At 71.6% G+C, this 20801-nt stretch carries 17 protein-coding genes; 3 read left to right on the top strand and 14 right to left on the bottom strand.

Going from position 1 to position 20801, the window contains the following annotated elements; translation table 11 throughout:
• Positions 1 to 9: 9 nt before the first annotated feature.
• The 5 genes from ACQPZQ_RS10615 to ACQPZQ_RS10595 are packed head-to-tail and all read right to left on the bottom strand — an operon-like array spanning position 10 to position 5027.
• A complete protein-coding gene (locus ACQPZQ_RS10615; protein ID WP_433294553.1) occupies positions 10 to 675 on the bottom strand; it encodes an ABC transporter ATP-binding protein in 666 nt (221 codons plus the stop codon).
• Entirely contained in the window at positions 675 to 1478 is an 804-nt protein-coding gene (locus ACQPZQ_RS10610; RefSeq protein WP_433294551.1) for an ATP-binding cassette domain-containing protein, read from the bottom strand. The genes ACQPZQ_RS10615 and ACQPZQ_RS10610 overlap by 1 nt, the downstream gene beginning before the upstream one ends.
• On the bottom strand, positions 1475 to 2332 hold the full coding sequence (locus ACQPZQ_RS10605) for an ABC transporter permease (protein WP_433294549.1): 858 nt from the start codon (positions 2330 to 2332) through the stop codon (positions 1475 to 1477). Before ACQPZQ_RS10605 ends, ACQPZQ_RS10610 begins: the two co-directional genes overlap by 4 nt.
• Positions 2329 to 3423 (bottom strand): ABC transporter permease, encoded by a 1095-nt coding sequence (locus ACQPZQ_RS10600; RefSeq protein WP_433294547.1) that lies wholly within the window; start codon positions 3421 to 3423, stop codon positions 2329 to 2331. Before ACQPZQ_RS10600 ends, ACQPZQ_RS10605 begins: the two co-directional genes overlap by 4 nt.
• On the bottom strand, positions 3411 to 5027 hold the full coding sequence (locus ACQPZQ_RS10595; RefSeq protein ID WP_433294545.1) for an ABC transporter substrate-binding protein: 1617 nt from the start codon (positions 5025 to 5027) through the stop codon (positions 3411 to 3413). The genes ACQPZQ_RS10600 and ACQPZQ_RS10595 overlap by 13 nt, the downstream gene beginning before the upstream one ends.
• A 467-nt stretch (positions 5028 to 5494) precedes the next feature.
• On the opposite strand from ACQPZQ_RS10595, the gene ACQPZQ_RS10590 reads away from it, so the two are divergent.
• Positions 5495 to 6118 (top strand): superoxide dismutase, encoded by a 624-nt coding sequence (locus ACQPZQ_RS10590; protein WP_433294542.1) that lies wholly within the window; start codon positions 5495 to 5497, stop codon positions 6116 to 6118.
• Between the two features lie 195 nt (positions 6119 to 6313).
• Here the strand turns inward: ACQPZQ_RS10590 and ACQPZQ_RS10585 are convergent, their stop codons facing one another.
• The 3 genes from ACQPZQ_RS10585 to ACQPZQ_RS10575 all read right to left on the bottom strand — a co-directional run bounded on the left by ACQPZQ_RS10585 (position 6314) and on the right by ACQPZQ_RS10575 (position 11750).
• Entirely contained in the window at positions 6314 to 10231 is a 3918-nt protein-coding gene (locus tag ACQPZQ_RS10585) for a vitamin B12-dependent ribonucleotide reductase (protein ID WP_433294540.1), read from the bottom strand.
• A gap of 150 nt (positions 10232 to 10381) precedes the next feature.
• Positions 10382 to 10846 carry a transcriptional regulator NrdR gene (gene nrdR / locus ACQPZQ_RS10580; RefSeq protein WP_241042226.1) on the bottom strand — a complete coding sequence of 155 codons (465 nt, stop codon included), beginning with the start codon at positions 10844 to 10846 and terminating at the stop codon, positions 10382 to 10384.
• Positions 10847 to 11030: 184 nt separating this feature from the next.
• Positions 11031 to 11750 carry a hypothetical protein gene (locus ACQPZQ_RS10575; RefSeq protein ID WP_433294537.1) on the bottom strand — a complete coding sequence of 240 codons (720 nt, stop codon included), beginning with the start codon at positions 11748 to 11750 and terminating at the stop codon, positions 11031 to 11033.
• A gap of 276 nt (positions 11751 to 12026) precedes the next feature.
• Here ACQPZQ_RS10575 and lexA point away from each other — a divergent pair, with 276 nt between their 5' ends.
• On the top strand, positions 12027 to 12821 hold the full coding sequence (gene lexA, locus ACQPZQ_RS10570) for a transcriptional repressor LexA (RefSeq protein ID WP_433294535.1): 795 nt from the start codon (positions 12027 to 12029) through the stop codon (positions 12819 to 12821).
• A gap of 38 nt (positions 12822 to 12859) precedes the next feature.
• Here the strand turns inward: lexA and ACQPZQ_RS10565 are convergent, their stop codons facing one another.
• The 5 genes from ACQPZQ_RS10565 to ACQPZQ_RS10545 form a co-directional block, all read right to left on the bottom strand.
• The gene (locus ACQPZQ_RS10565; RefSeq protein ID WP_433294533.1) at positions 12860 to 13777 is read right to left on the bottom strand and encodes a hypothetical protein; all 918 of its coding nucleotides are present in this window, start codon (positions 13775 to 13777) and stop codon (positions 12860 to 12862) included.
• 74 nt (positions 13778 to 13851) lie between these two features.
• Positions 13852 to 15345, bottom strand: a complete 1494-nt coding sequence (gene hflX / locus ACQPZQ_RS10560) for a GTPase HflX (protein ID WP_433294531.1) — start codon at positions 15343 to 15345, stop codon at positions 13852 to 13854.
• Positions 15346 to 15410: 65 nt separating this feature from the next.
• A complete protein-coding gene (dapF, locus tag ACQPZQ_RS10555; RefSeq protein WP_433294528.1) occupies positions 15411 to 16289 on the bottom strand; it encodes a diaminopimelate epimerase in 879 nt (292 codons plus the stop codon).
• Position 16290: 1 nt separating this feature from the next.
• Positions 16291 to 17211, bottom strand: coding sequence for a tRNA (adenosine(37)-N6)-dimethylallyltransferase MiaA (miaA, locus tag ACQPZQ_RS10550; protein ID WP_433294526.1), 921 nt, complete (start codon positions 17209 to 17211; stop codon positions 16291 to 16293).
• A complete protein-coding gene (locus tag ACQPZQ_RS10545; RefSeq protein WP_433294524.1) occupies positions 17208 to 17939 on the bottom strand; it encodes a hypothetical protein in 732 nt (243 codons plus the stop codon). Before ACQPZQ_RS10545 ends, miaA begins: the two co-directional genes overlap by 4 nt.
• 1031 nt (positions 17940 to 18970) lie before the next feature.
• Between ACQPZQ_RS10545 and ACQPZQ_RS10540 the strand changes: the two genes are divergently transcribed.
• Positions 18971 to 20221 (top strand): DUF349 domain-containing protein, encoded by a 1251-nt coding sequence (locus tag ACQPZQ_RS10540; protein ID WP_433299114.1) that lies wholly within the window; start codon positions 18971 to 18973, stop codon positions 20219 to 20221.
• Positions 20222 to 20275: 54 nt separating this feature from the next.
• Here the strand turns inward: ACQPZQ_RS10540 and ACQPZQ_RS10535 are convergent, their stop codons facing one another.
• Positions 20276 to 20749, bottom strand: coding sequence for an Rv2732c family membrane protein (locus ACQPZQ_RS10535; protein ID WP_433294522.1), 474 nt, complete (start codon positions 20747 to 20749; stop codon positions 20276 to 20278).
• Positions 20750 to 20801: the final 52 nt, after the last annotated feature.

Here is a 20801-nt window from a genome sequence, read left to right as displayed (position 1 = left end):
AGGCGGCGGTCAACGGGACGGCTCCTGCGTCGTCAGCTCCTGAGTTCCGGTCGTGGAGAGATCGGCCCATTCGAGGGTGCGGTCGGCCACCACGTCGAGCAGAGGTCGATCGTGGGATATCGCAAGCACTCCGATTCCGGCCGAACGTGTCTCGGCGAGAAGCAGGTGCCAGATCCGCGCCTGCGTGACCGCGTCCAGGCTGGCGCTGATCTCGTCAGCGATGATGAACCGCGGCCGGGCCAGCAGAGCGCGTGCGAGGTTCACCCGCTGCAACTCGCCCCCGCTGATCTCGTGCGGGAACCGATCGAGCCACTGCGGCGCGACGAGGGCGTGGTCGAGTCCATCGATGTCCGTCCGCGACGCACCGGTCTCCGCGAGGATCTCGCGAACGGTCCACCGTGGATTCACGGCCCGTTCCGGGTGCTGCAGCACGAGCTGCACCGGATGCGCGCGCCGCGCGTGGTCGTCGGGGCGAGCGGGTGCGCCGTCGACGGTGACGCTGCCACGGTCGGGCTGGGCGAACCCGGCCAACAGGCGACCGAGGGTGCTCTTGCCCGTGCCGCTCGGGCCGCGCAGGCCGACCACCTCGCCGTCCTCGATGCGAAGGGACACCCCGCGCACGATCCAGGGCAGCCTGGTGTCGTAGCGGAACCACAGGTCGTCGGCGTGCAGCATCAGGCCTCCGTGGCCGCTCGGAACCCGTTGTCCGGCAGCGCCTGCCAGAGCGCGCGGCTGTGGGGATGGACGAGCAGGGATCCGTCGCCGCTGAACGACTGCGGGTCGGCCACCTCGATCGTCCGGCCGTCGTGGCAGATCACGATCCGGTCGGCGATCTCCAGCGCACCGCGCAACTCGTGGGTGATCAGGACAACGGCACAGCCGGAGTCGGCCAGCTCCCGGAACTCGGCAAGGATCGCTCGGGCGGCAGCCGGCTGCAGGCCGGGGGTCGGCTCGTCCGCGAAGATCAGACGGGGACGGCTCATCGTGGCCATCGCGACCAGGACCCGGCGGATCATGCCGCCGGAGAGCTCGTGCGGGTAGCGGCGCAGCACTTCTGGTCCCAGTCCGCGCCGCTCGAGGGCCTCCTCGGCCGCCCGCCGCGGATCAGCGAGGCCGGCCAGCCGGGCCGAGCGCCGTACCTGGCGTCCGATCGGGGCGACGGGGTCGAGGAAGGACACCGACTGCGGAAGCAGCATGATCTCGCGCCCGGCGAGCCGCCGGCGGGCGTCCTGGTCCGCGACCGTCCCGTCGAACACGACCGTGCCGGATTCCTGGACGTTCGGCGGGAGCAGGCCGAGCACGGCATGGGCCAGCAGGCTCTTGCCCGCCCCGCTCGCTCCGACCAGCGCCACCACCTCCCCCGCGTCGGCCGTCAGGTCCATCCCGGCCAGCGCTGTGACGACCCGGCGGTGCAGGCCCCGCTCGTACTGGACGAAGGAGACCCGGAGATCGTCGACGCGCAGCAGCGGTGCGTTCACAGGTGGTGGCTCCTCGGGTCGAGGAGCACGCGGCAGTTCTCGCCGATCGTGTCGACCAGCTTGACCACGACGAGCAGGCACAAGCCGGGTAGCACGGCGAGCCACCACGCGCCCGCCGTCAGGTAGCGCATCGACTCGGCGAGGAGCACCCCGATCGACGGTTCGGCCGGGTCCACCCCGAGACCGAGGAACGACAAGGCCGCCTCGTGCAGGATGGCGTGCGGGAACAGCAATACCGTCCCGACGAGGAAGTGGCCGGCCAGGTGCGGCACCAGATGCCGGCGCGCGATCCAACCCCGGCCCTTGCCGAGGCTGCGGGCGACCGCCACGTAGTCCGACGAGACGACCTCGGCGGCCTTCCCACGCAGCACCCGCGTGAGGGTGGGCCAGTGCGTCACCGCGACGGCGATGATGACCGCCTGCGTGCCGCCACCGAACGCGAAGGCCAGCAGGATCAGCAGCACGAGGTGCGGCAGGGCCAGGAACAGGTCGACGAGCCAGGTCACGGCACGGTCGACGAGCCTCCCGCCCACCGCGGCTGCGCAGGCCAGCGCCACAGCGATCAGGGCCGAGATGACCGCCGCGGTCGTGCCGACCACGAGGCTCAGCCGCAGCCCGGAGAGCACCCGCGCAAGCATGTCGCGCCCGAGCCGGTCGGTGCCGAAGACGTGCTCCCACGAGGGGCCCAGGTTGCGGTCGGTGAGGCTCGTGGTCTGTGCGGCATCGGTCGCCAGGGTGCCGGCCACCACGACGGCGAGAACGACCACCAGCGACAGTCCGATGTATGCCAGAGTCCGGCGGCGACGGTCGGAGAGCAGCCCGGTCCGGCCGGCGATCACGGTGTGCGCGGTCATCGGGTTCCCTCGCCGAGGGCCGGTCGGTCGACGGGCAGGCTCGGGTCGGTGCGCCTCGCCCGGTGGGTGCCTGCCGTTGCGGGGTTCCGTCGCACCCGTGGATCCAGCCGAGCGTGCACGAGGTCGCCTGCCGTGTTGCCCGCGAAGACGAACACCGTGGTGAACAGGGCGATCCCGAGCAGTAGCGGGACGTCCTGTCCCAGCGCGGCCGCCGTGGTGGCCGCTCCCAGCCCCGGGTAGGAGAAGACCTGTTCGGCGAGCACGGAGCCACCGAACAGCTCGCCGAGGGAGGCGAACTGGAGCAGCAGAGCGGGCGCGGCCGCGTTGCGCAGCACCCGGTGCACGACGAGCCCCGGCGTCGACTCACCCTGCGCCCGTGCGAACGCCACGTAATCGCCGGCCATGGCTTCGATCACCGCGTGCCGGGTGTGCAGAACCACCGGGGCGATCCCGACGATGGACAGTGTCACGGCCGGAAGGATCAAGTGGTGCAGCCGATCGAGCAGGTTCACCTCACCGGTCAGTGTTCCGACCGGCACCGCGCAGCACAGCGGCGTCCACTGCAGCGACACCGAGAACACGTAGAGCAGGAGCAGCCCCACCCAGAACGTCGGCGCCGAGGCCAGGGTGTAGGCCCACCAGCAGGTCACGCGGTCGGCCAACCGGCCACGGCGGACCCCGGCGAGCACCCCGAGCCCGAACCCGATCACCCCGGACAACAACCAGGCCACCGCCATCAACGCGAGGCTGGTCAGGAACTTCTCGCCGATCACGTCGGCGACCGGCTGGTTGAAGGTCGAGGACCAGCCCAGATCGCCCTGCACGATCTGCCCGAGCCAGGCGCCGAACCGCTCCATCGGTGGGTCGTCGAGACCCCAGCGCTCGGCGATCTGCGCCCGCTGCTCCGGCCCGATCGCGGCCACGTCGGCGCCGACGTAGGCGTTCACCGGGTCGACCGGGGAGTTGACCATCAGGATGAACGAGGCCGTGGCCACCGCGACCAGCAGCAGTGCCAGCCGCCCGAGGCGGGAGAGAACGAACCGGCCCGTCGCCGCCCATCTCGCGGACGGGCCGGTGTTCAGCAGGTCCAACGCCAACCGGTGATTCCGGCCGTGATCGGCCATCCGTGCCCGTGCGGCTCGATCTGAGGCTTGCCGATGTCCAGGCACTCGTCGACGTAGTAGGTGTGCTGCAGGTTGACCAGCCACGCCCACGCCGCATCGCCCGCCGGTCCGAAGCCCTGACCGTTCGCATCGAGTTGCGCGGCCTTCCAGAACGCCGTGGCAGCCTGCGGGTCGGTGGCGCCCAGAGCCGCGTCGAGGTTGGCGTCGACGCTCGGGTTCGCGTAGAAGCCGGGATTCCAGTATTCGATCCCGGCCTGCTTCGAGGAGTACAGGTTGTACATCTCGGTCGGGTCGTGGCTCCCCCAGCCGAACAGCACCGCGTCGGCATGCAGCCGCGAGTCGATCACATCCCAGCTGACACCGTTGGTGGCAACCTCGATACCGACCGGGCGGAGCATGTCGGCGGCCGACAGCGCGAGCCCCTGGCGCAGGGTGTCCTCCGCCGGGTACAGCAGGCTGAACGCGGCCCGCACTCCTCCGCGCTCACGGATGCCGTCGCCGTCCGTGTCGGCCCAGCCCGCCGTGTCCAGGATCGCGCTCGCCCGCGCCGGGTCGTAGCCGGTGATCGCTGATCTCGGCTCGTACCAGGGCAGCCCGTCCACCGGACCGGTTGCCGGCGATCCGTAGCCCTCCAGCACGCCGTCGACAAGGGCCTGCCGGTCGATCGCGTAGTTGACAGCCCGACGGATTGCGAGATCGGCGGTGACGTTGTTGCCGATCGGCTGACCGTCGGCGGTGGTCTGCCCGGTATCGGGGACGTTGGGGAACATGATCCCCCGGTTGTCCACCGACGTCACCGGCACGAGCCGCATCCCCGCCACCGTGGCGGTGGCCAGCGACGACGGCACCGCCGCCATGTCCACCTGACCCGCACTCGCGCTCGCCATGGTGGCGTCCTCGCCCGTGAACACGAAGACGATCCGTTCGAACGCGGGCTTCGTGCCGTAGTAATCGTCGTTGCGCTCGACGATCAGCTGCTGGCCCTGGTCCCACTGGACGAACCGGAACGGGCCGGAGCCCACCGGGTTGCGGGCGTAGTCGGGACCGTGCGCGTGCTGCGGCACGATCCCGAGCGAGACCAGCCGGTTGACGAACGTGCTCTGCGGCCGGATCAGCCTCAGCTCCACCGTGTCGCCGTCGATCGCAACGGCCTCCCGCAACACCGTGACGTCGGTCAGGCCACCGCTCCTGCTCGCTGCGGTGAAGCTGTACGCGACGTCCTGAGCGGTGACCGGCGAACCGTCCGTGAACCTCGCGTCGCCACGAACGTCGACCGTCCACACGAGACCGTCCGGACTCACGGTGTATCCGGTGGCGAGATCGTTGACGATGTTCAGGTCTGCATCGCGTGTCAGCAGCGTCGACTGGAACAACGGCGAGCCGTAGCGGCCCCAGCCGAGCGTGGGGTCGTAACCCTCCTCGGACTCGCCCCCGATCGCCAGCCTCAGCTCGGTAGGAGCGGGTCCGCCACCGGACGGACTCCCTCCACCAGCGCAGGCCGAGGCCACCAGCACGACCACCATGAGCGCGAGCATCGCGCGCGTCACCCGCAACAGCCCGACAGCCGGCATGCAACTCCCCCCAGACGACATCACCACGCAACGGAGAGCGTCGGCAGGACGGGACCCGGATCGCGCAGCCCACCGAGCCACTCACAGAGCGAGCGGGACTCGCCGCTGCACGACGAGCCCCGCACACGCTCCGATGTCGAGCTGCCAGAACGATCACCGGAACAGGCCCCGATGCTCTCAGCTCCAAGCAGCTGTTGCAAGTTCTTGGCAACTACCTTGCGCTGGCGAATTGAGGTGTGATCGCCTGTGCCGAGGCGGCAGGTGTCGGCCATGGCCGCGCCGGGTGCGGGCCGTCGAACGAGAGGACTGCAGCGCTGCATTTCCGGCCGGCCGGACCTCAGGATGTGCCACTACCGGCTGCACTGAGCGCCTGAGCTCCGCCGTTGGCGGCCTCAGGATGCAAGCAATAGGTTGTTGCCAGCTACTTGTGACTGATGGCGACGACTCGAACTGCCGGAGGACCCGACATGGCCCAGTACACGCTTCCCGATCTCCCCTACGACTACAGCGCGCTGGCACCGCACATCGCGGCCGAGATCATGGAGCTGCACCACTCCAAGCACCATCAGACCTACGTGACCGCGCTCAACGGCGTGCTCGACAAGCTCGCCGCAGCCCGCGACAGCGGGAACTTCGACGCGATCGTCGGGCTCGAGAAGACACTCGCGTTCAACCTGGGCGGGCACGTCAACCACTCGATCTTCTGGAACAACCTCTCGCCCGACGGCGGCGACAAGCCGGACGGCGAGCTGGCCGCGGCCATCGACGACGCGTTCGGAGGCTTCGACGCCTTCCAGGCCCACTTCACCTCGGCCGCCACCACGATCCAGGGCTCCGGCTGGGCCATCCTCGGCTGGGACGCCCTCGGCAGCCGGTTGCTGATCCACCAGCTGTACGACCAGCAGGCCAACCTCCCCGCCGGCCAGATCCCGCTGGTCATGCTCGACATGTGGGAGCACGCTTTCTACCTGCAGTACAAGAACGTCAAGCCCGACTACGTCAAGGCCTGGTGGAACGTCGTGAACTGGGCCGACGCCCAGAACCGCTTCCAGGCTGCACGCTCGGGCGCAGGCAGCCTGATCACGGTCTGAACGCCTGGCTGCCGGGTGGCCCCTCGGCGTCGGTCGAGGCGCCACCCGCACGCCGCACAGGCCTTGCTGGGCATCGATGTCGTTCTTGCCCACCGGAGGCGGCGGGAGCGGCCAGACGCCACCCCCACCACCCGCCGGTTCGCGCCACTCAGCTGCGACGGGAAGTGGCATCCAGCAGCGCGCTTCCGCCTGCTTTCAGCTGCAGCCGCTGGTGGAGCCGCAGCCCTCGCAGAGGTAGCAGGAGCCCGCCGGACGCATCTTCGTGCCGCAGGTCATGCACAACGGCGCGTCGGCGGCCTTGCCCAGCCGCAGCTCCAGCAGCTCGGTGGAGCTGCCGACCTCGACCGGAGCGGGCGCAGCGCCCGGGGTGTGCTCGGCCTCCTCGGCCGCCGGTGCGGCGTCGACCGAGGACCGCAGGCCCTCCACGTCGACCTCGCCGTAGCTCGTGGAGTAGTCGGTGCCCGCCACCTGCTTGGTGCGCTCGTCGGCGGAGAAGATGCCGAGCTGCGCGCGCTTCTCGTAGGGCAGGTGGTCCAGCGCGAGCCGCCGGAACAGGTAGTCGAGCACGCTCGTAGCAATGCGGACGTCCGGGTCGTCGGTCATGCCGGCGGGCTCGAACCGCAGGTTGGAGAACTTCGAGACGTAGAACTCGAGCGGGATGCCGTACTGCAGGCCCACCGAGATCGACATCGAGAAGGCATCCATGACACCGGCCAGCGTGGACCCCTGCTTGCCGAGCTTGACGAAGATCTCGCCGAGCCCGTTGTCCGGGTAGGACCCTGCCGTCAGGTAGCCCTCGGCGCCGCCGACGGTGAAGGAGACCGTCTCGCTGGGGCGCTTCTTCGGCAGCCTGCGGCGCACCGGACGGGCCTCGACCGGGGCGGGGGCCTCGGCCTTCTCGGTGGCCTTGGCCGACTTGCCCGCCGAGAGCGGCTGGCCGACCTTGCAGTTGTCCCGGTAGATCGCGAGCGCCTTCAGGCCGAGCTTCCAGCCCTCGAGGTAGATCTTCTCGACGTCCTCGACGGTGGCCGCCTCGGGCATGTTGACCGTCTTGGAGATCGCCCCGGACAGGAACGGCTGCACCGCGGCCATCATCCTGACGTGGCCCATCGGCGCGATGGACCGCTCGCCCATGGCGCAGTCGAACACCTCGTAGTGCTCGTGGCGCAGCCCGGGCGCGTCGATGACGTGGCCGTGCTCGCCGATGTACTCCACGATCGCCTCGACCTGCTCGTGCTGGTATCCCAGCTTCACGAGCGCCCGCGGCACGGTCTGGTTGACGATCTGCATGGAGCCACCGCCGACCAGCTTCTTGAACTTGACCAGCGCCAGGTCGGGCTCGATGCCGGTGGTGTCGCAGTCCATCATCAGGCCGATGGTGCCGGTGGGGGCGAGCACCGAGGCCTGTGCGTTGCGCCAGCCGTTGCGCTCCCCGATCGCGAGGCACTCCTTCCAGGTGCTCGTTGCGAGCTTGTGGACCGGGCTGCTCGCCGGGAAGGTGCGGACGTCGTCGTTGGCCGCCGCGTGCTTGCGGATCACGCGCTGGTGCGCCTCGGCGTTGCGGGCGTAGCCGTCGTAGGTGCCGACGACGCCGGCGAGCTCGGCCGAGCGCTTGTACGCCGCACCGGTCATCAGCGAGGTGATGGCCGCGGCGAGGGCCTGGCCGCCCTCGGAGTCGTACGCGTGGCCGGTGGCCATCAGGAGTGCGCCGAGGTTGGCGTAGCCGATGCCCAGCTGACGGAACTTGCGCGTGGTGTCGGCGATCGGCTCGGTGGGGAAGTCGGCGAAGCAGATCGAGATGTCCATCGCGGTGATGATCAGCTCGACGGCCTTCCGGAATCGCGCCGCGTCGAACTGGCCGTTGTCGCCGAGGAACTTGAGCAGGTTCAGCGAGGCGAGGTTGCAGCTGGAGTTGTCCAGGTGCATGTACTCCGAGCACGGGTTGGAGGCGGAGATCCGGCCCGACTCGGGACAGGTGTGCCAGTCGTTGATCGTGCCGTCGTACTGGATGCCCGGGTCGGCGCACTCCCACGCCGCCTGCGCGATGGTGCGGAAGAGCTTCTTCGCCGGAACCCGGTCGATGACCTCTCCGGTCATGCGGGCACGCAGCCCGAACTTGCTGTCGGCCTCGACTGCGCGCATGAACTCGTCGGTGACACGCACCGAGTTGTTGGCGTTCTGGTACTGCACCGACGTGATGTCGCTGCCGCCGAGGTCCATGTCGAAGCCCGCGTCGCGCAGCACGCGGATCTTCGCCTCCTCCTTGGCCTTGGTGCTGACGAACTCCTCGATGTCGGGGTGGTCCACGTCGAGGACGACCATCTTCGCCGCTCGGCGCGTGGCGCCCCCGGACTTGATGGTGCCCGCGCTGGCGTCCGCCCCGCGCATGAACGACACCGGGCCGGAGGCCGTGCCGCCCGAGGACAGCAGCTCCTTGGACGAGCGGATGCGCGAGAGGTTGAGCCCCGCGCCGGAACCGCCCTTGAAGATCAGCCCCTCCTCGCGGTACCAGTTGAGGATCGACTCCATCGTGTCGTCGACGGCGAGGATGAAACAGTTGTGCACCCGCAGGCCAGCGGCGAGAAACTCGCCGGACTCCGTCTGGATGTCGTAGACCTCCTGCTCGCCGCGCTCCTCGATCCGTGCGATCTCGAGTCGCTTCACGGCGCGAGCCGGGAGACCGGGAAGCTCGAACGACGCTTCGAGCTTCGCCGCCTTGACCGGGTCGATGAACCCGATCTCGTCGGCGAAGGCGCGGCGGTCGCCGGCGTTCTGGATGCGGATGCTCCACAGGTCGTGTCGATCGGGCCGAGGGTCGGCCTTGCGTCCGACGCGGGCGAAGATCCCGAACCGGCCGAGCAGGGTCTGGACACCGCGGATCAGCCGCTCGCTGATCATGTCCATTCCGACGAGCGTGGAGCTCTCACGCCTCGACACGTATCCCTCCGCCTGGAACAGGCTGCGGAGGTAGCAGGCGACGACAGGCAGCGGAGCCGTGAAGAGATGGGCGGGCACTGTCATCTCGACACCGCGCGTCCGCAGCCCCCAGCGATCGACGAACTCGGAGAGCACGTCTCCGTAGAGGCGTGTGCGCCGGCAGTCGAGCGAAGTGTCCTGAGTGGCCACCTTGCGCTCGTGGCGGTGCACCCCCGGGAACACCGCGTCGAGGGCAGCTCCGACCCAGGCCCGCTCGGCCTCGGTGACCGTCATCGCCTCGATCGTGAGCGATCGGTTGGTGCCCGTCTCGTACCGGCCGACGAACCCGTCGCTCTGCAGCCAACCGGCCAGCGACGCCTCCGCGAGCTGGGCGACCTCGATCACCGACTCGCCGTACGAGTGTGTGCGGTGCCATTCAAGCTGGTCGCCCGGGCGCAGCGTCCCTGCCTCGACCCAGCGGCCCGTGCCGGGCCCGGTGCTCTTCCACACCACGTGGTCGGGCGTGACGTCGAGCTGGTGGCCCGCCTTCGTGTGCAGCCGGATGACCTCGCGCACCCCGTTGGCCTTGGTGGCGACGACGCTGGTGAGTCCGTGCGCGTCGAACACCTTCGTGCCGACGGCGTCGCGCTCGACCAACTCGCCGATCGGGACGAGGCCAGCCGGAGTGCTGACCATGGCGTCGTACGGAAGACAGGCGCTGACCTGCTGCGGAGAGTTCGTGCCAACGTTGAACCACACGGGCGAGTTGAAGCTGAACACCTGGTGCAGCAGCATCCAGGTGAGCTCCTGGGCGAAGACCTCGGCGTCCTCCTCGGTGGCGAAGTAGCCGTGCTCCAGGCCCGAGCGGTGGTAGACGCCGACGACCCGGTCGATCAGCTGCCGCAGGCTCGACTCGCGCTGGGGCGAGCCCGCAGCGCCACGAAAGTACTTGCTGGTGACGATGTTGGTGGCGTTGACGGACCAGAAGTCGGGGAACTCGACGCCGCGCTGCTCGAAGTTGACCGTGCCGTCACGCCAGTTGGTCATGACGACGTCGCGGCGCTCCCAGCTGACCTCGTCGTAGGGGTGGACACCTGGCGTGGTGTAGATCCGCTCGACGGTGAGGCCCGCCGCCCTGCCCGACTTGCCCTGGGCTTTCTTCCCTCGCCCTGACGCGGTTCCGACGGTCTCGGTCATGCTCTCCCTCTCCTGCGCGCTGCCGGTGGCTGGGTGCACCGGCGCGCGTTGCGAATGCTTCGGCTTGCTGTGCGGGGTGTGCAGATGTGTTCTCGGTCGGTGCCCGGACGGCGGCGACTCGGATGGAGCGAGGCGCCGGGGTGCGGGACTTCAGTCGGCGGCTTGACCGCTGCCGGGCGTGCGGAGCTCGGCGATCTCCTTCTCGAAGTCCTCGATGGACGAGAAGGAGCGGTACACGCTCGCGAATCGGAGGTAGGCGACCTCGTCGAGCTCGCGCAGCGGGCCGAGGATGGCGAGTCCAACCTCGTGGCTCGGGATCTCGGCGGTGCCGCCCGCACGGACGGCCTCCTCGACGCGGTGGGCGAGCTTCTGCAGCGCGTCCTCGTCGACGGGGCGGCCCTGGCAGGCTCGGCGGACTCCGTTGACGACCTTCTCGCGGCTGAACGGCTCGGTGACCCCGCTGCGCTTGACGACGGCGAGCACGGCCTCCTCGACCGTGGTGAACCGACGACCGCACGCCGCGCAAGACCTTCTGCGCCGCGTGGCCTGGCCGTCGTCGACCTCACGGGAGTCGATCACGCGACAGTCCGAGTACCGGCAGAACGGGCAGCGCATCGGACCGATCCCTTCCCCACAGTTCTCCCGGCGTGACCGCCGCGAGACCCACCCCCGTGAACGAACAACACGAGTGTAACCACAACATGTAGGGGCGGGGGAAGCCGGAGGCCCCATACGTGCCGCCATCTGTCCTCCTAACGAGTACGAGCAGTACTCGGTGCGGCGCGGCGGACGCCGAGGGTCAACCCTGTGGCACGCGCAGTACCTGGCCGGGGTGCAGCTGCACCGAAGTGAGGGAGTTGGTGGTGACGATCCGCTCCGTGAGCGCCGCCAGCTGGGGCCCAGACGCCGTAGGCGCCACGCCACGAGCCACCTCCCAGACGGTGGCCTCGGGCCCCACCGTGACCGTGGTGGCGACCGCAACGGCCGGGCCACCACCCACGTCGGCCCGGGACTGGGCCACGACGCCGCCCAGCTGCCCGAGGCCGACCACGACCGCCGCGGCGACCACGGTGAGACCCGTGGCGGCCAGCGCACGGCGCACCCTGATCCGAAGCGGCAACCCAGCCCTGCCACCCAGTACCCGCCGCGCCAGGAGCCGCTGCCCCGACGAGAGCAGCCGCACTGCAGGCAACGCCGGACCCGGCAGTGCGGCCGGCCGCACGACGACCGGCACCGCCACCGGGCGCACCGGGCGCGGGCCACGCGACCCCCGCCGCCGCCCGTGCCATGCGGACCCGCCGACCCTCCCGCGCTCGGCGGCGCGAAACCGCCGCCCGGCCCACACAGCGGCGGCATCGCCCGGGCCGTCCGGCCGGTCTTCCGGCTCGACGACGCGAGAGCGCAACCACTGCACCCCCGGCGGCGTCAACGTCGCCACCCGCCCGTCACCCGACGTCTGAAGGCGTCCCCCACCGGAACGAATCTCGGCCGGCCGCCCGATCCCGTCGTGCTCGTTCATCGCCGCCTCGCCTCTCAACGTTGTGCCAATCAACGCCGTGCTCGTCGAGCAGCCCCACCGCTGCCCGCGCGACTCAAACAACCGTTCGAACGAACGTCTGTGCGATGTCTACCACCGGGCACCGACAGAATCGAGAAAAGTGGGCGTGTCGTTCGAACATGCGTTTGGCGGAGGACGGGATCGGGGCTACCGTCGTGCCGACCACAACGGACACCGCGTCGCAACCACGCCAGCGCGAGAAGGCCGCCGGCAGCGACCACGGAGGAGGCACGACGAATGGCACGGGACGAGCCCGGCACCGGGGCCGGTAGCGAGGCCGGCCCGGACACACCCGGCGGCGTCAACGCGACGCTGAACGGCAGGTCGGCACAGGTCAGCACGTTCCCCGACCCCCCGACCAACCCGGCAGGGCTCACCCCCCGCCAGCGCAAGGTGCTCGAGGTGATCCGCGACTGGGTCGAACGGTTCGGCTACCCGCCGAGCGTGCGGGAGATCGGTGACGCCGTGGGCCTCACCTCCACCTCCTCGGTGCACCACCAGCTGCGCACCCTGGAACGCAAGGGCTACCTGCGCCGGGATCCCAACCGCACGCGCGCTGTGGACGTGCGGGGGCCGGACGACGCGCCGGTCAGCGACGACGTCGTGACCGCGGGCACGGTCACCACCGAGAGCACCACCTCCGACGAACTCCGCCCGGCACCCGCCTTCGTGCCGCTCCTGGGCAACATCGCGGCCGGTGGACCGATCCTCGCCGAGCAGGCCGTCGAGAGCGTGTTCCCGCTCCCCCGCGAGATCGTCGGCGAGGGCACGCTCTTCCTGTTGAACGTCCGTGGCGACTCGATGATCGAAGCCGCGATCACCGACGGCGACTGGGTGGTCGTCCGGCAGCAGCCCGTGGCCGAGAACGGCGAGATCGTCGCCGCGATGATCGACGGCGAGGCCACGGTCAAGACATTCAAGCGGCGCGACGGGCACGTGTGGCTGATGCCGGCCAACCCGGCGTACGACCCGATCGCGGGCGACGACGCCACCGTGCTCGGCCGTGTGGTGGCAGTTCTGCGCAGGCTCTGACAGCAGTGAGGCAGCGGCCGGGAGCTACAGGTCCCGGCTCAGCGACGGCGCAGGGCGATCGCCCCCGCCAGCATCAGAAGAACCCCCGCGACGGCGCCTCCGCCTAGGGCGGCAGGCAGCCACGGCGGGGTGGGCTCGTCCGCCGCCTCCGGCGCGCGGACGGGCGCCGAGGGACCGTTGGCCCCAGGCCGGCCGGCAGCGAGTGCCACCGCTCCCGGCACGGCGCGAAGCTCACCGGTGGTTCCGCGGCTCTCCGACCCGGACAGCAGCGTGCCGTCGCGGTCGAACGCCAGCGCCTCACCTTGCGGCTCGTCGGGCAGCGGCACGCGCACGGGCGTGCCGCTGAGCGCGCCGACGAAGTCGCCTCGGGACACGGGGTAGAGCCAGGCGTCGGTGTAGGTGCGCAGGGCCACCACCGAGCCGTCCACACTCACCGCGGCCCCGGTCACCACGCGCGATCCGATCTCTCCGACCGGTCCGCCCTGCGTGTCGGACGACGGCAGCGTCACCTCGCCGACGCGTATCAGCGGGGTGGGTCCGGCTCCCTCGGGCACCTGGGCAGTGCGGTACACGCCGGCCGGGCGCCCCACCTCCTTGGTGATCACGACAGGGCGGCCACGCGCGTCGATCAGCAGGGCCTCCGCATCGTGCGGGCCGTCGGGGTAGGTGAGCCGGTGCAGCCGGCTCTCCCCCTGCGGCGGCAGCACCACCACGGCGACGGTGTCGCGGCTCAGCTCGTTGTCGCCGATGTCGGCCACCCACAGGGACTCGTCCGGGCCGACGGCCAGATCCTCGGGGTCGAACGGGTTCACCCCCGCGCTCCGCGAGTCGACCACGGCACACGTGTCCGGGTCGATCTGGTGCAACTCGACCCGGGTGCCCCCGTCGCTCATCGCCCACAGCGCGTTGCTCGCGACGGCCAAGCCCGACAGCTCGGCGAGCCGCGGATCCTCCACGGCACACTTCACCTGCGGAGCGGCTGGTGGACCGGCCAGGGACACCGTCAGGACCCCTGCCATGAGCAGTCGGATCAGTGTGCGGCGCCGTCCTCGAGGGGGACACCGGCGAGAGCGAAGGGCAGCACGGCGGTGGCCAGCTCGGCACCGACCCTGGCGCGCAGCCGGGTGCCGTGCGGGGTGTGATCCTCAGCCAGCACCTCGCCCTCCGAGTGGATCCGGGCCACCAGCGAACCCTGTACGTAGGGCACCAGGAGCTCCACGTCGACCTCGGGCCGCGGCAACAGCTCGGCGAGCCGCTCGCGCAGCTTCTCCACTCCGTCGCCACGACGGGCCGAGACGAACACGGCGTCCGGGAGCAGGTGGCGCAGCCGCGCGAGCTGCAGGTCGCCTGCTGCGTCCGTCTTGTTGACGACGAGCAGCTCCTTGGGCATCGTGCCCGCGTGCTCCTCGCCGATCTCGACGAGCACCTGGCGAACCGCCTTGATCTGGTCCTCCGGGAGCGGGTCGGACGCGTCGACCACGTGCACCAGCAGGTCGGCGTCGGCCGTCTCCTCCAGCGTGGACCGGAACGCCTCGACGAGCTGGTGCGGCAGGTGCCGCACGAACCCGACCGTGTCGGTCAACGTGTAAGTGCGTCCGTCGGCGGTGGAGGTGCGGCGCGTGGTGGGGTCGAGGGTGGCGAACAGCGCGTCCTCGACGAGCACACCGGCGCCCGTGAGCGCGTTGAGCAGGCTCGACTTGCCGGCGTTGGTGTAGCCGACGATCGCCACCGACGGGACCTCGTTGCGGTTTCGGGAGCCGCGCTGGGTGGCCCGCACCTGCCGCATCCCGGCGATCTCGCGCCGGAGTTTCGTCATGCGATGGCGGATGCGGCGACGGTCGAGCTCGATCTTGGTCTCACCAGGGCCACGGCCACCGATACCGACGCCGCCCGCGGCACGGCCACCGACCTGGCGCGACAGCGACCCACCCCAACCACGCAGGCGCGGCAGCAGGTAGGACAGCTGCGCGAGCTCCACCTGCGCCTTGCCGTCCTTGGAACGGGCGTGCTGGGCGAAGATGTCGAGGATCAGGCCGGTGCGGTCGATCACCTTGACCTTGAGCTTCTCCTCCAGCTGACGCAGCTGGCCGGGCGAGAGCTCGCCGTCGCAGATCACGGTGTCGGCGCTCGCGGAGACCACGGAGTCGCGTAGCTCGTCGACCTTCCCGGTGCCGATGAAGGTGGCCGGATCGGGCTTGGAGCGGCGCTGGATCAGGCCGTCGAGCACCTGGGAGCCCGCGGTCTCGGCCAGGCGCGCCAGCTCGATGAGCGAGGCCTGGGCCTGCTCGGCGCTGCCTTCGGTCCAGACCCCGACGAGCACGACGCGCTCGAGGCGCAGCTGCCGGTACTCGACCTCGGTGATGTCGGTGAGCTCGGTGGACAGCCCCGCCACGCGGCGCAGAGATGTGCGCTCCTCGAGATCGAGGTCGCCTCGGGTGGCGTCGGCGGAACGAGCGTCGGCGCCGTAACGGCGCGGCTCACCAGTGGTGGCGGACAGGACGGGTTTAGTCATCGTGGGATTCATGCTCCCATGCCAACGCCCCGGCTGTCTGGTTTGTTTCTACGCGGAACATCGCGTGTCGGATGCGGTCAGCTGCTCACCCGAGCGGGTTCCTGGCCGGCGGCCTCCCACCAGGACCTGGTCAGCTCTCCGTGGGCCACGAGAACGGCAGGTCCGTGCAGCACGGTGGTGGCGGCCTCGACGGTGACCCGGAGGCGGCCACCGAGGGTGTGCACGGCCACCGTGCCGGTGTGGCGGCCGGTGTCGCGCAGCGCGGCCACGACTGCGGCGACCGTGCCGGTGCCGCAGGAGCGCGTCTCCCCCACACCCCGCTCGTGCACGCGCATCGTCACCTCTCCGTCGGGACCCCCGCCGGCCGCGACGAACGGGGAGACGAATTCGACGTTGACCCCGTGCGGGAACAGCGCCCGGTCGTAGCCGGGGGCGGCGGTGAGGTCGAGCGCGGCGATGTCGTGGCCGGTGACGCACGCCAGGTGGGGGTTGCCGACGTCAACGGCCACGCCGGGGAAGAACGCGCCGTCGACGCTCGCGGTACTGGACTCCCCGACGATCGCGGGCCCCATGTCCACCGAGATCTCACCGTCGGGGCTGGTGGGATCCATCCGGACGACGCGCACGCCGCTGCGGGTGCCCACCGGCGTCTCGCTGCCGCTCAGCCAGCCGGCGTGGGCGAGGTAGCGGGCGAAGACGCGCACGCCGTTGCCGCACATCTCGACAACCGTGCCGTCGGCGTTGCGGTAGTCCATGAACCACTCGACGCCCGGCACCGGCGCGGGTGCGTCCGTCAGCGCCGCCCAGCGCACCACGCGCAGCACGCCGTCGGCGCCGAGGCCGCGGCGGCGATCGCAGAGCGCGGCGACCCTGGCGGGCGTGAGGTCCAGGGTGGCGTCGGGGTCGGGCAGCACGATGAAGTCGTTCTCGGTGCCGTGGCCCTTGCTGAACTGCACGTCACGAGCCTACTTGGGCCGTGAGCACGGCCATGGCGCGGCCGAGCAGGCCGGGGGCGGCGGCGTCGAGCCAGTGGATGCGGGAATCGCGACGGAACCAGGAGCGCTGGCGGCGCACGAACCGGCGCGTGGCGCGAACCGTCTCCGCCGCGGCGCAGGAGTGGTCTCCTGCGCCGTCGAGAGCGGCGATGACCTGCTGGTAGCCCAGCGCACGTGACGCGGTGAGCCCGTCACGCAAGCCCTGGTCGAGCAGCCCGCGGGTCTCGTCGACGAGCCCGGCGGCGAACATCCGCACCACCCTGCGGGCGACGCGGGCGTCGAGGTCCGCGGTGTCGCGTTCCACCCCGAGCAGCACCGCGCCGTAGCGGGGCGCACCGCCTGCGGGCAGCCGCGCCGGGAACGGGCGGCCGGTCAGGGCGATCACCTCCAGGGCCCGCACGATCCGCCTGCCGTTCGTGGGCAGCACGACCGCGGCCGCCTCCGGGTCGACCTCGGAGAGCCGGGCGTGCATGGCCTCGGGCCCACGCTCGTCCAGCTCGGCCTGCAGCGTCGCGCGCAGCTCCGGATCGGTGCCGGGGAACTCCAGCTCGTCGACGACGGCCTGCACGTACAGGCCGGAGCCGCCGACGAGCACCGCGGTGCGGCCGGCCGCGCGAAGCTGCTCCACCACCTCCCGCGCCGCGCGTTGGTAGGCCGCGACGGACGCGACCTGCGTGACGTCGAGGACGTCGATCAGGTGGTGCGGGATTCCGGCGCGTTCGGCGGGCGAGAGCTTCGCCGTGCCGATGTCGAGGCCGCGGTAGAGCTGCATGGCGTCGGCGTTGACGACCTCACCGCCCAGCTCCGCCGCCAGCGCGAGGCCCAGGTCCGACTTGCCCGTCGCCGTCGGCCCGACGACGGCGACCAGTGGTGGCGCGCTCACCGCAACGGCGCCCAGACCGCCACGTGGTAGGCCACGCCGTACGGGATCGACGAGTGCAGCAGCTCCCCGCGCCACCGGCCGCCGGCGGTCGCGGCGGCGAGTACCTGCCACGGTGCGCGACCAGCTGCGAGCAGCGCGGTGGCGAGTCCGGCGTCGAGGTGCGCCAGCACGTCGGTGTCGGCGTCCCGCAGGGCCGCCGCGACGGCCGCGTCGAACGGACCCGCGCGCTCGTCGAGCAGGCCGGGGAGCCTCTCGTTGTGGGTCGCGGCGCCGTCCCCGACGACGAGCAGGCCGACCGGCTCCGGGTCGGCCGCGGCCTCGGCGGCGAGCGCGGCACCGAGCGCCGCACACGAGGCCGGGGTTTCGCCGGGAGCGACGAGCTCACCCCGGATGCTGGCCGGGACGCCCGCGGCCGCCGCCATCCATCCGGCGATCAGCAGCGGCAGCGGGAGCTCGGGGTCGATCGGCGCAGCGGCCGAGGCGGGATCGAGCTGCACCGTGACGTCGACTCCGAAGCCGGCGAAGCTGCCGCGGGCGGGCGGCTTGATGGTGCGCCTGCCACACGCATCGGCGCCCACCACGATCCACCGCGGCGAGGCCGCCCCCAGAGACACGGCCGCGCCGACGCACGCCGCCCGTAGCTCCGCGGTCTCGGCTGCCGCGCCCGTCGCCAGCTCGGGAACGAGCAGGGGCGGTTCGGGCACTACGGCAACCAACGACAGCACCATAGAAGCCTAGGCTGCAGTACTCGACCAGCGCGTTCGGGCGCGACTCGCCGATCGGTACAGGCCGCTGGCTGCGCAGCGCCCGCGCGGGTTGTTCCGGTCGGCCCGCCGAACTGTTTCAATCGCGGGACGACCAGCGGTCACGAGGACCGGGAACGGTCGCTGTGCACGGCTCCGCCCACGGGCGGGGCGCCCGCCGTCCGCGGCGGGCCGGAGCAAGGAGGACGACGGTGTCGGAGCAGCAGGGGACGGAAACGCCACACACGGCCACAGAGGGCGAGGCCACCGGGCCCGCCGCCGAGGTCGAGCAGGCGGCAGCGGTGCAGCCGACGGCCCAGGAGCAGTCGGTTCCGGCAGGTGATGCGGACGCTGATCCAACCGGCGCTGACGCCGCCCAGACCCCGGCCACTCAGACCCCAGCCGCCCAACCTCCGGCAGCCCAAGCCCCGGCAGCCCAAGCCCCGGCAGCACGGCCATCGCCGCTGGAGTTCGGGCACGGTCGCGGCTCAGGCGCCGGGGCCGAACCCGGAGCCAGCGCCGAGGCGGCAGCCACGCCCCCGGCCGAACCTGCTCCCGTTACCGAGCTGGTCCCCACGCCTGCGCCCGAACCGACGGCCACCCCGGCAACCGAGGCGACTACCGCCCCGGCCGAAGCCGGCGCCGAGGCAACAGCCGCAGCAGCGACCGTGCAGGCGGCCGAGCAGACGGACACACCGGCAGCCGCACAGGACGCCACGCCTGCGTCCGAGCCGACGGCAACTCCGGCGCCAGCCGCTCCGGCGGCTCCGGAGCCGCCCCGGCCCGCGCCACCCCGTCCGGGCCCGCCCGCGACGCCTGCCCCGCCGCGGCCCAGCCCGGCCGCGGTCGCCGGCACAGCGCACCCGAGCCCGGCCGACGTCCCGAGCGCGCCGCACCCGAGCCCGGCCGACGTCGCCAACGCACCGCACCCGAGCCCCACCGACGTCGCCAACGCGCCGCACCCGCCACCGGTCGTCGCACCGGCGGCTGCGAGCAGCACGGCCACGGACGCGCCGGTGCCGGTCGCCCAGCCCTCCCCCGTCGCCAGCGCGAGCGTCGATCCGGGCCGCTGGGGCCGGGTGGACGCGGAGGGCACCATCTACGTCCGCACGCCCGACGGGGAACGGGTCGTCGGGTCCTGGCAGGCCGGGGCGCCCGAGGAGGGGCTCGCCCACTTCGCCCGCCGGTTCGACGACCTCCTCACCGAGACGGAGCTGCTCGCGGCCCGCCTCGCCGCCGGCGGTGGCGATCCGAAGCACGCGCTGAGCAGCGCCAAGACGCTGCGCGACGGGCTGGACGAGGCCACCGTGGTCGGCGACCTGGTGGGGCTGCGCGACCGGCTCGACGAGCTGATGGCACAGGCCGAGGAGGCCGTGACCGCGGCGAGGTCGGCCCGTGACGCCCAGCGTGCCGCCGCCGTGGCCCGCAAGGAGGAGCTCGCCGCGGAGGCCGAGACGCTCGCCGCCGAGGCCACGCAGTGGAAGCAGGCCGGCGACCGGTTCAAGGCGATCCTCGACGAGTGGCGCTCGATCCGGGGCATCGACCGCAAGACCGACGAGCAGCTGTGGAAGCGGTTCTCGAAGGCCCGCGAGTCGTTCAACCGTCGCCGCGGCTCGCACTTCGCCGACCTCGACCGCCAGCGCGCGTCGGCGAAGGCCCGCAAGGAGGAGCTGGTCGTCGAGGCGGAGAAGCTCAGCGACTCCGACGACTGGGGGCCCACCGCGGCCCGCTTCCGCGACCTCATGGCCGAGTGGAAGGCCGCAGGTCGCGCCCAGAAGGACGCCGACGACGCGCTGTGGCAGCGGTTCCGCACCGCGCAGGACGCGTTCTTCGCGCGCCGGTCCGGCACCTTCGCCGAGCGGGATGCCGAGTTCTCCGCCAACGCGGAGGCGAAGCGGGCCCTGCTCGCCGAGGCCGAGAAGATCGACGTGTCGGATCCGGGCGGAGCCCGCGCCGCACTGCGCCGCATCCAGGAGCGCTGGGAGGAGATCGGCAAGGTTCCGCGCGACGACATCCGGCCGCTCGAGGCAGGTCTGCGGGCCGTCGAGGAGAGGGTGCGCGATGCCGCCGAGCGGCAGTGGCGACGCACCGATCCCGAGGCCGAGGCGCGGGTGGCGCAGTTCCGCGAGCGGGTGGCTCAGTTCGAGGCGCAGGCGGAGAAGGCCCAGGCCGCCGGCGACTCACGGCGCGCCGAGCAGGCGCGGAGCCAGGCCGAGCAGTGGCGCGAGTGGCTCACCACCGCGGAGCAGGCGGTGCGGCAGCGCTGACGGACCGCCCGGGGGGCCTCGCGCTCCCCGGGCCACCGGGCCCAGGCCGGTGGGTCAGAGACGTCCGGCGATCCGCACCCAGCACACGGTGAGCGTCACCATGGCGAGCACCGCCAGCACGAGCCCCACACCGGGCCCGGTGGCGCCCACCGGCGCCCCGACCTGCCGGGACCAGATCGCCCACACCCCGGTGACCACGGAGATCCCGCAGCCCACCGCGGCCAGCCAGGCCAGTCCCCACCACCGGGTGGCTAGCGCCAGTGAAGAGACGACCAGGCCGAAGCCGAGCGAGGTGTAGGTGAACAGGCGCGGCAGCACCCCGAGCCTGGGCTCGAGGCCTGCGAACACCTCCCACCCGCGGATCGACCCGGTCCACGGCAGCATCAGCGCCCCGATCAGCACGAGTATCGCGATCGACACGGCAAGCGCGGTGGGGCCAGGGTCGATCTGACGCTCGATGCGCCTGCCCGCCCGGTCCAGCTCCTGGTCGAGGGCCGCCAGCTCCTCGGGGACCTTCCGCTCGTTCATCGCTCTTCCTCCCTCGCCGCTCGATGGCCGCGCCCGATCAGTTCGTGCGTCG

The sequence above is a fragment of the Pseudonocardia sp. CA-142604 genome (assembly GCF_050948475.1).
In the GTDB taxonomy this organism is placed as follows: domain Bacteria; phylum Actinomycetota; class Actinomycetes; order Mycobacteriales; family Pseudonocardiaceae; genus Pseudonocardia; species Pseudonocardia alaniniphila.
The sequence above is the reverse complement of the archived record's forward strand: the minus strand, read 5'-3'. Positions and strand labels throughout refer to the sequence as shown.

Excerpts from the sequence above, each read along its gene's own strand:
- ACQPZQ_RS10595 (WP_433294545.1), bottom strand. The coding sequence starts at position 5,027 with ATGCCGGCTGTCGGGCTGTTGCGGGTGACGCGCGCGATGCTCGCGCTC.
- hflX (WP_433294531.1), bottom strand. The coding sequence starts at position 15,345 with ATGAATCCCACGATGACTAAACCCGTCCTGTCCGCCACCACTGGTGAG.
- ACQPZQ_RS10615 (WP_433294553.1), bottom strand. The coding sequence starts at position 675 with ATGCTGCACGCCGACGACCTGTGGTTCCGCTACGACACCAGGCTGCCC.
- ACQPZQ_RS10585 (WP_433294540.1), bottom strand. The coding sequence starts at position 10,231 with ATGACCGAGACCGTCGGAACCGCGTCAGGGCGAGGGAAGAAAGCCCAG.
- ACQPZQ_RS10575 (WP_433294537.1), bottom strand. The coding sequence starts at position 11,750 with ATGAACGAGCACGACGGGATCGGGCGGCCGGCCGAGATTCGTTCCGGT.
- nrdR (WP_241042226.1), bottom strand. The coding sequence starts at position 10,846 with ATGCGCTGCCCGTTCTGCCGGTACTCGGACTGTCGCGTGATCGACTCC.
- ACQPZQ_RS10605 (WP_433294549.1), bottom strand. The coding sequence starts at position 2,332 with ATGACCGCGCACACCGTGATCGCCGGCCGGACCGGGCTGCTCTCCGAC.
- ACQPZQ_RS10535 (WP_433294522.1), bottom strand. The coding sequence starts at position 20,749 with ATGAACGAGCGGAAGGTCCCCGAGGAGCTGGCGGCCCTCGACCAGGAG.
- ACQPZQ_RS10545 (WP_433294524.1), bottom strand. The coding sequence starts at position 17,939 with ATGGTGCTGTCGTTGGTTGCCGTAGTGCCCGAACCGCCCCTGCTCGTT.
- lexA (WP_433294535.1), top strand. The coding sequence starts at position 12,027 with ATGGCACGGGACGAGCCCGGCACCGGGGCCGGTAGCGAGGCCGGCCCG.
- ACQPZQ_RS10590 (WP_433294542.1), top strand. The coding sequence starts at position 5,495 with ATGGCCCAGTACACGCTTCCCGATCTCCCCTACGACTACAGCGCGCTG.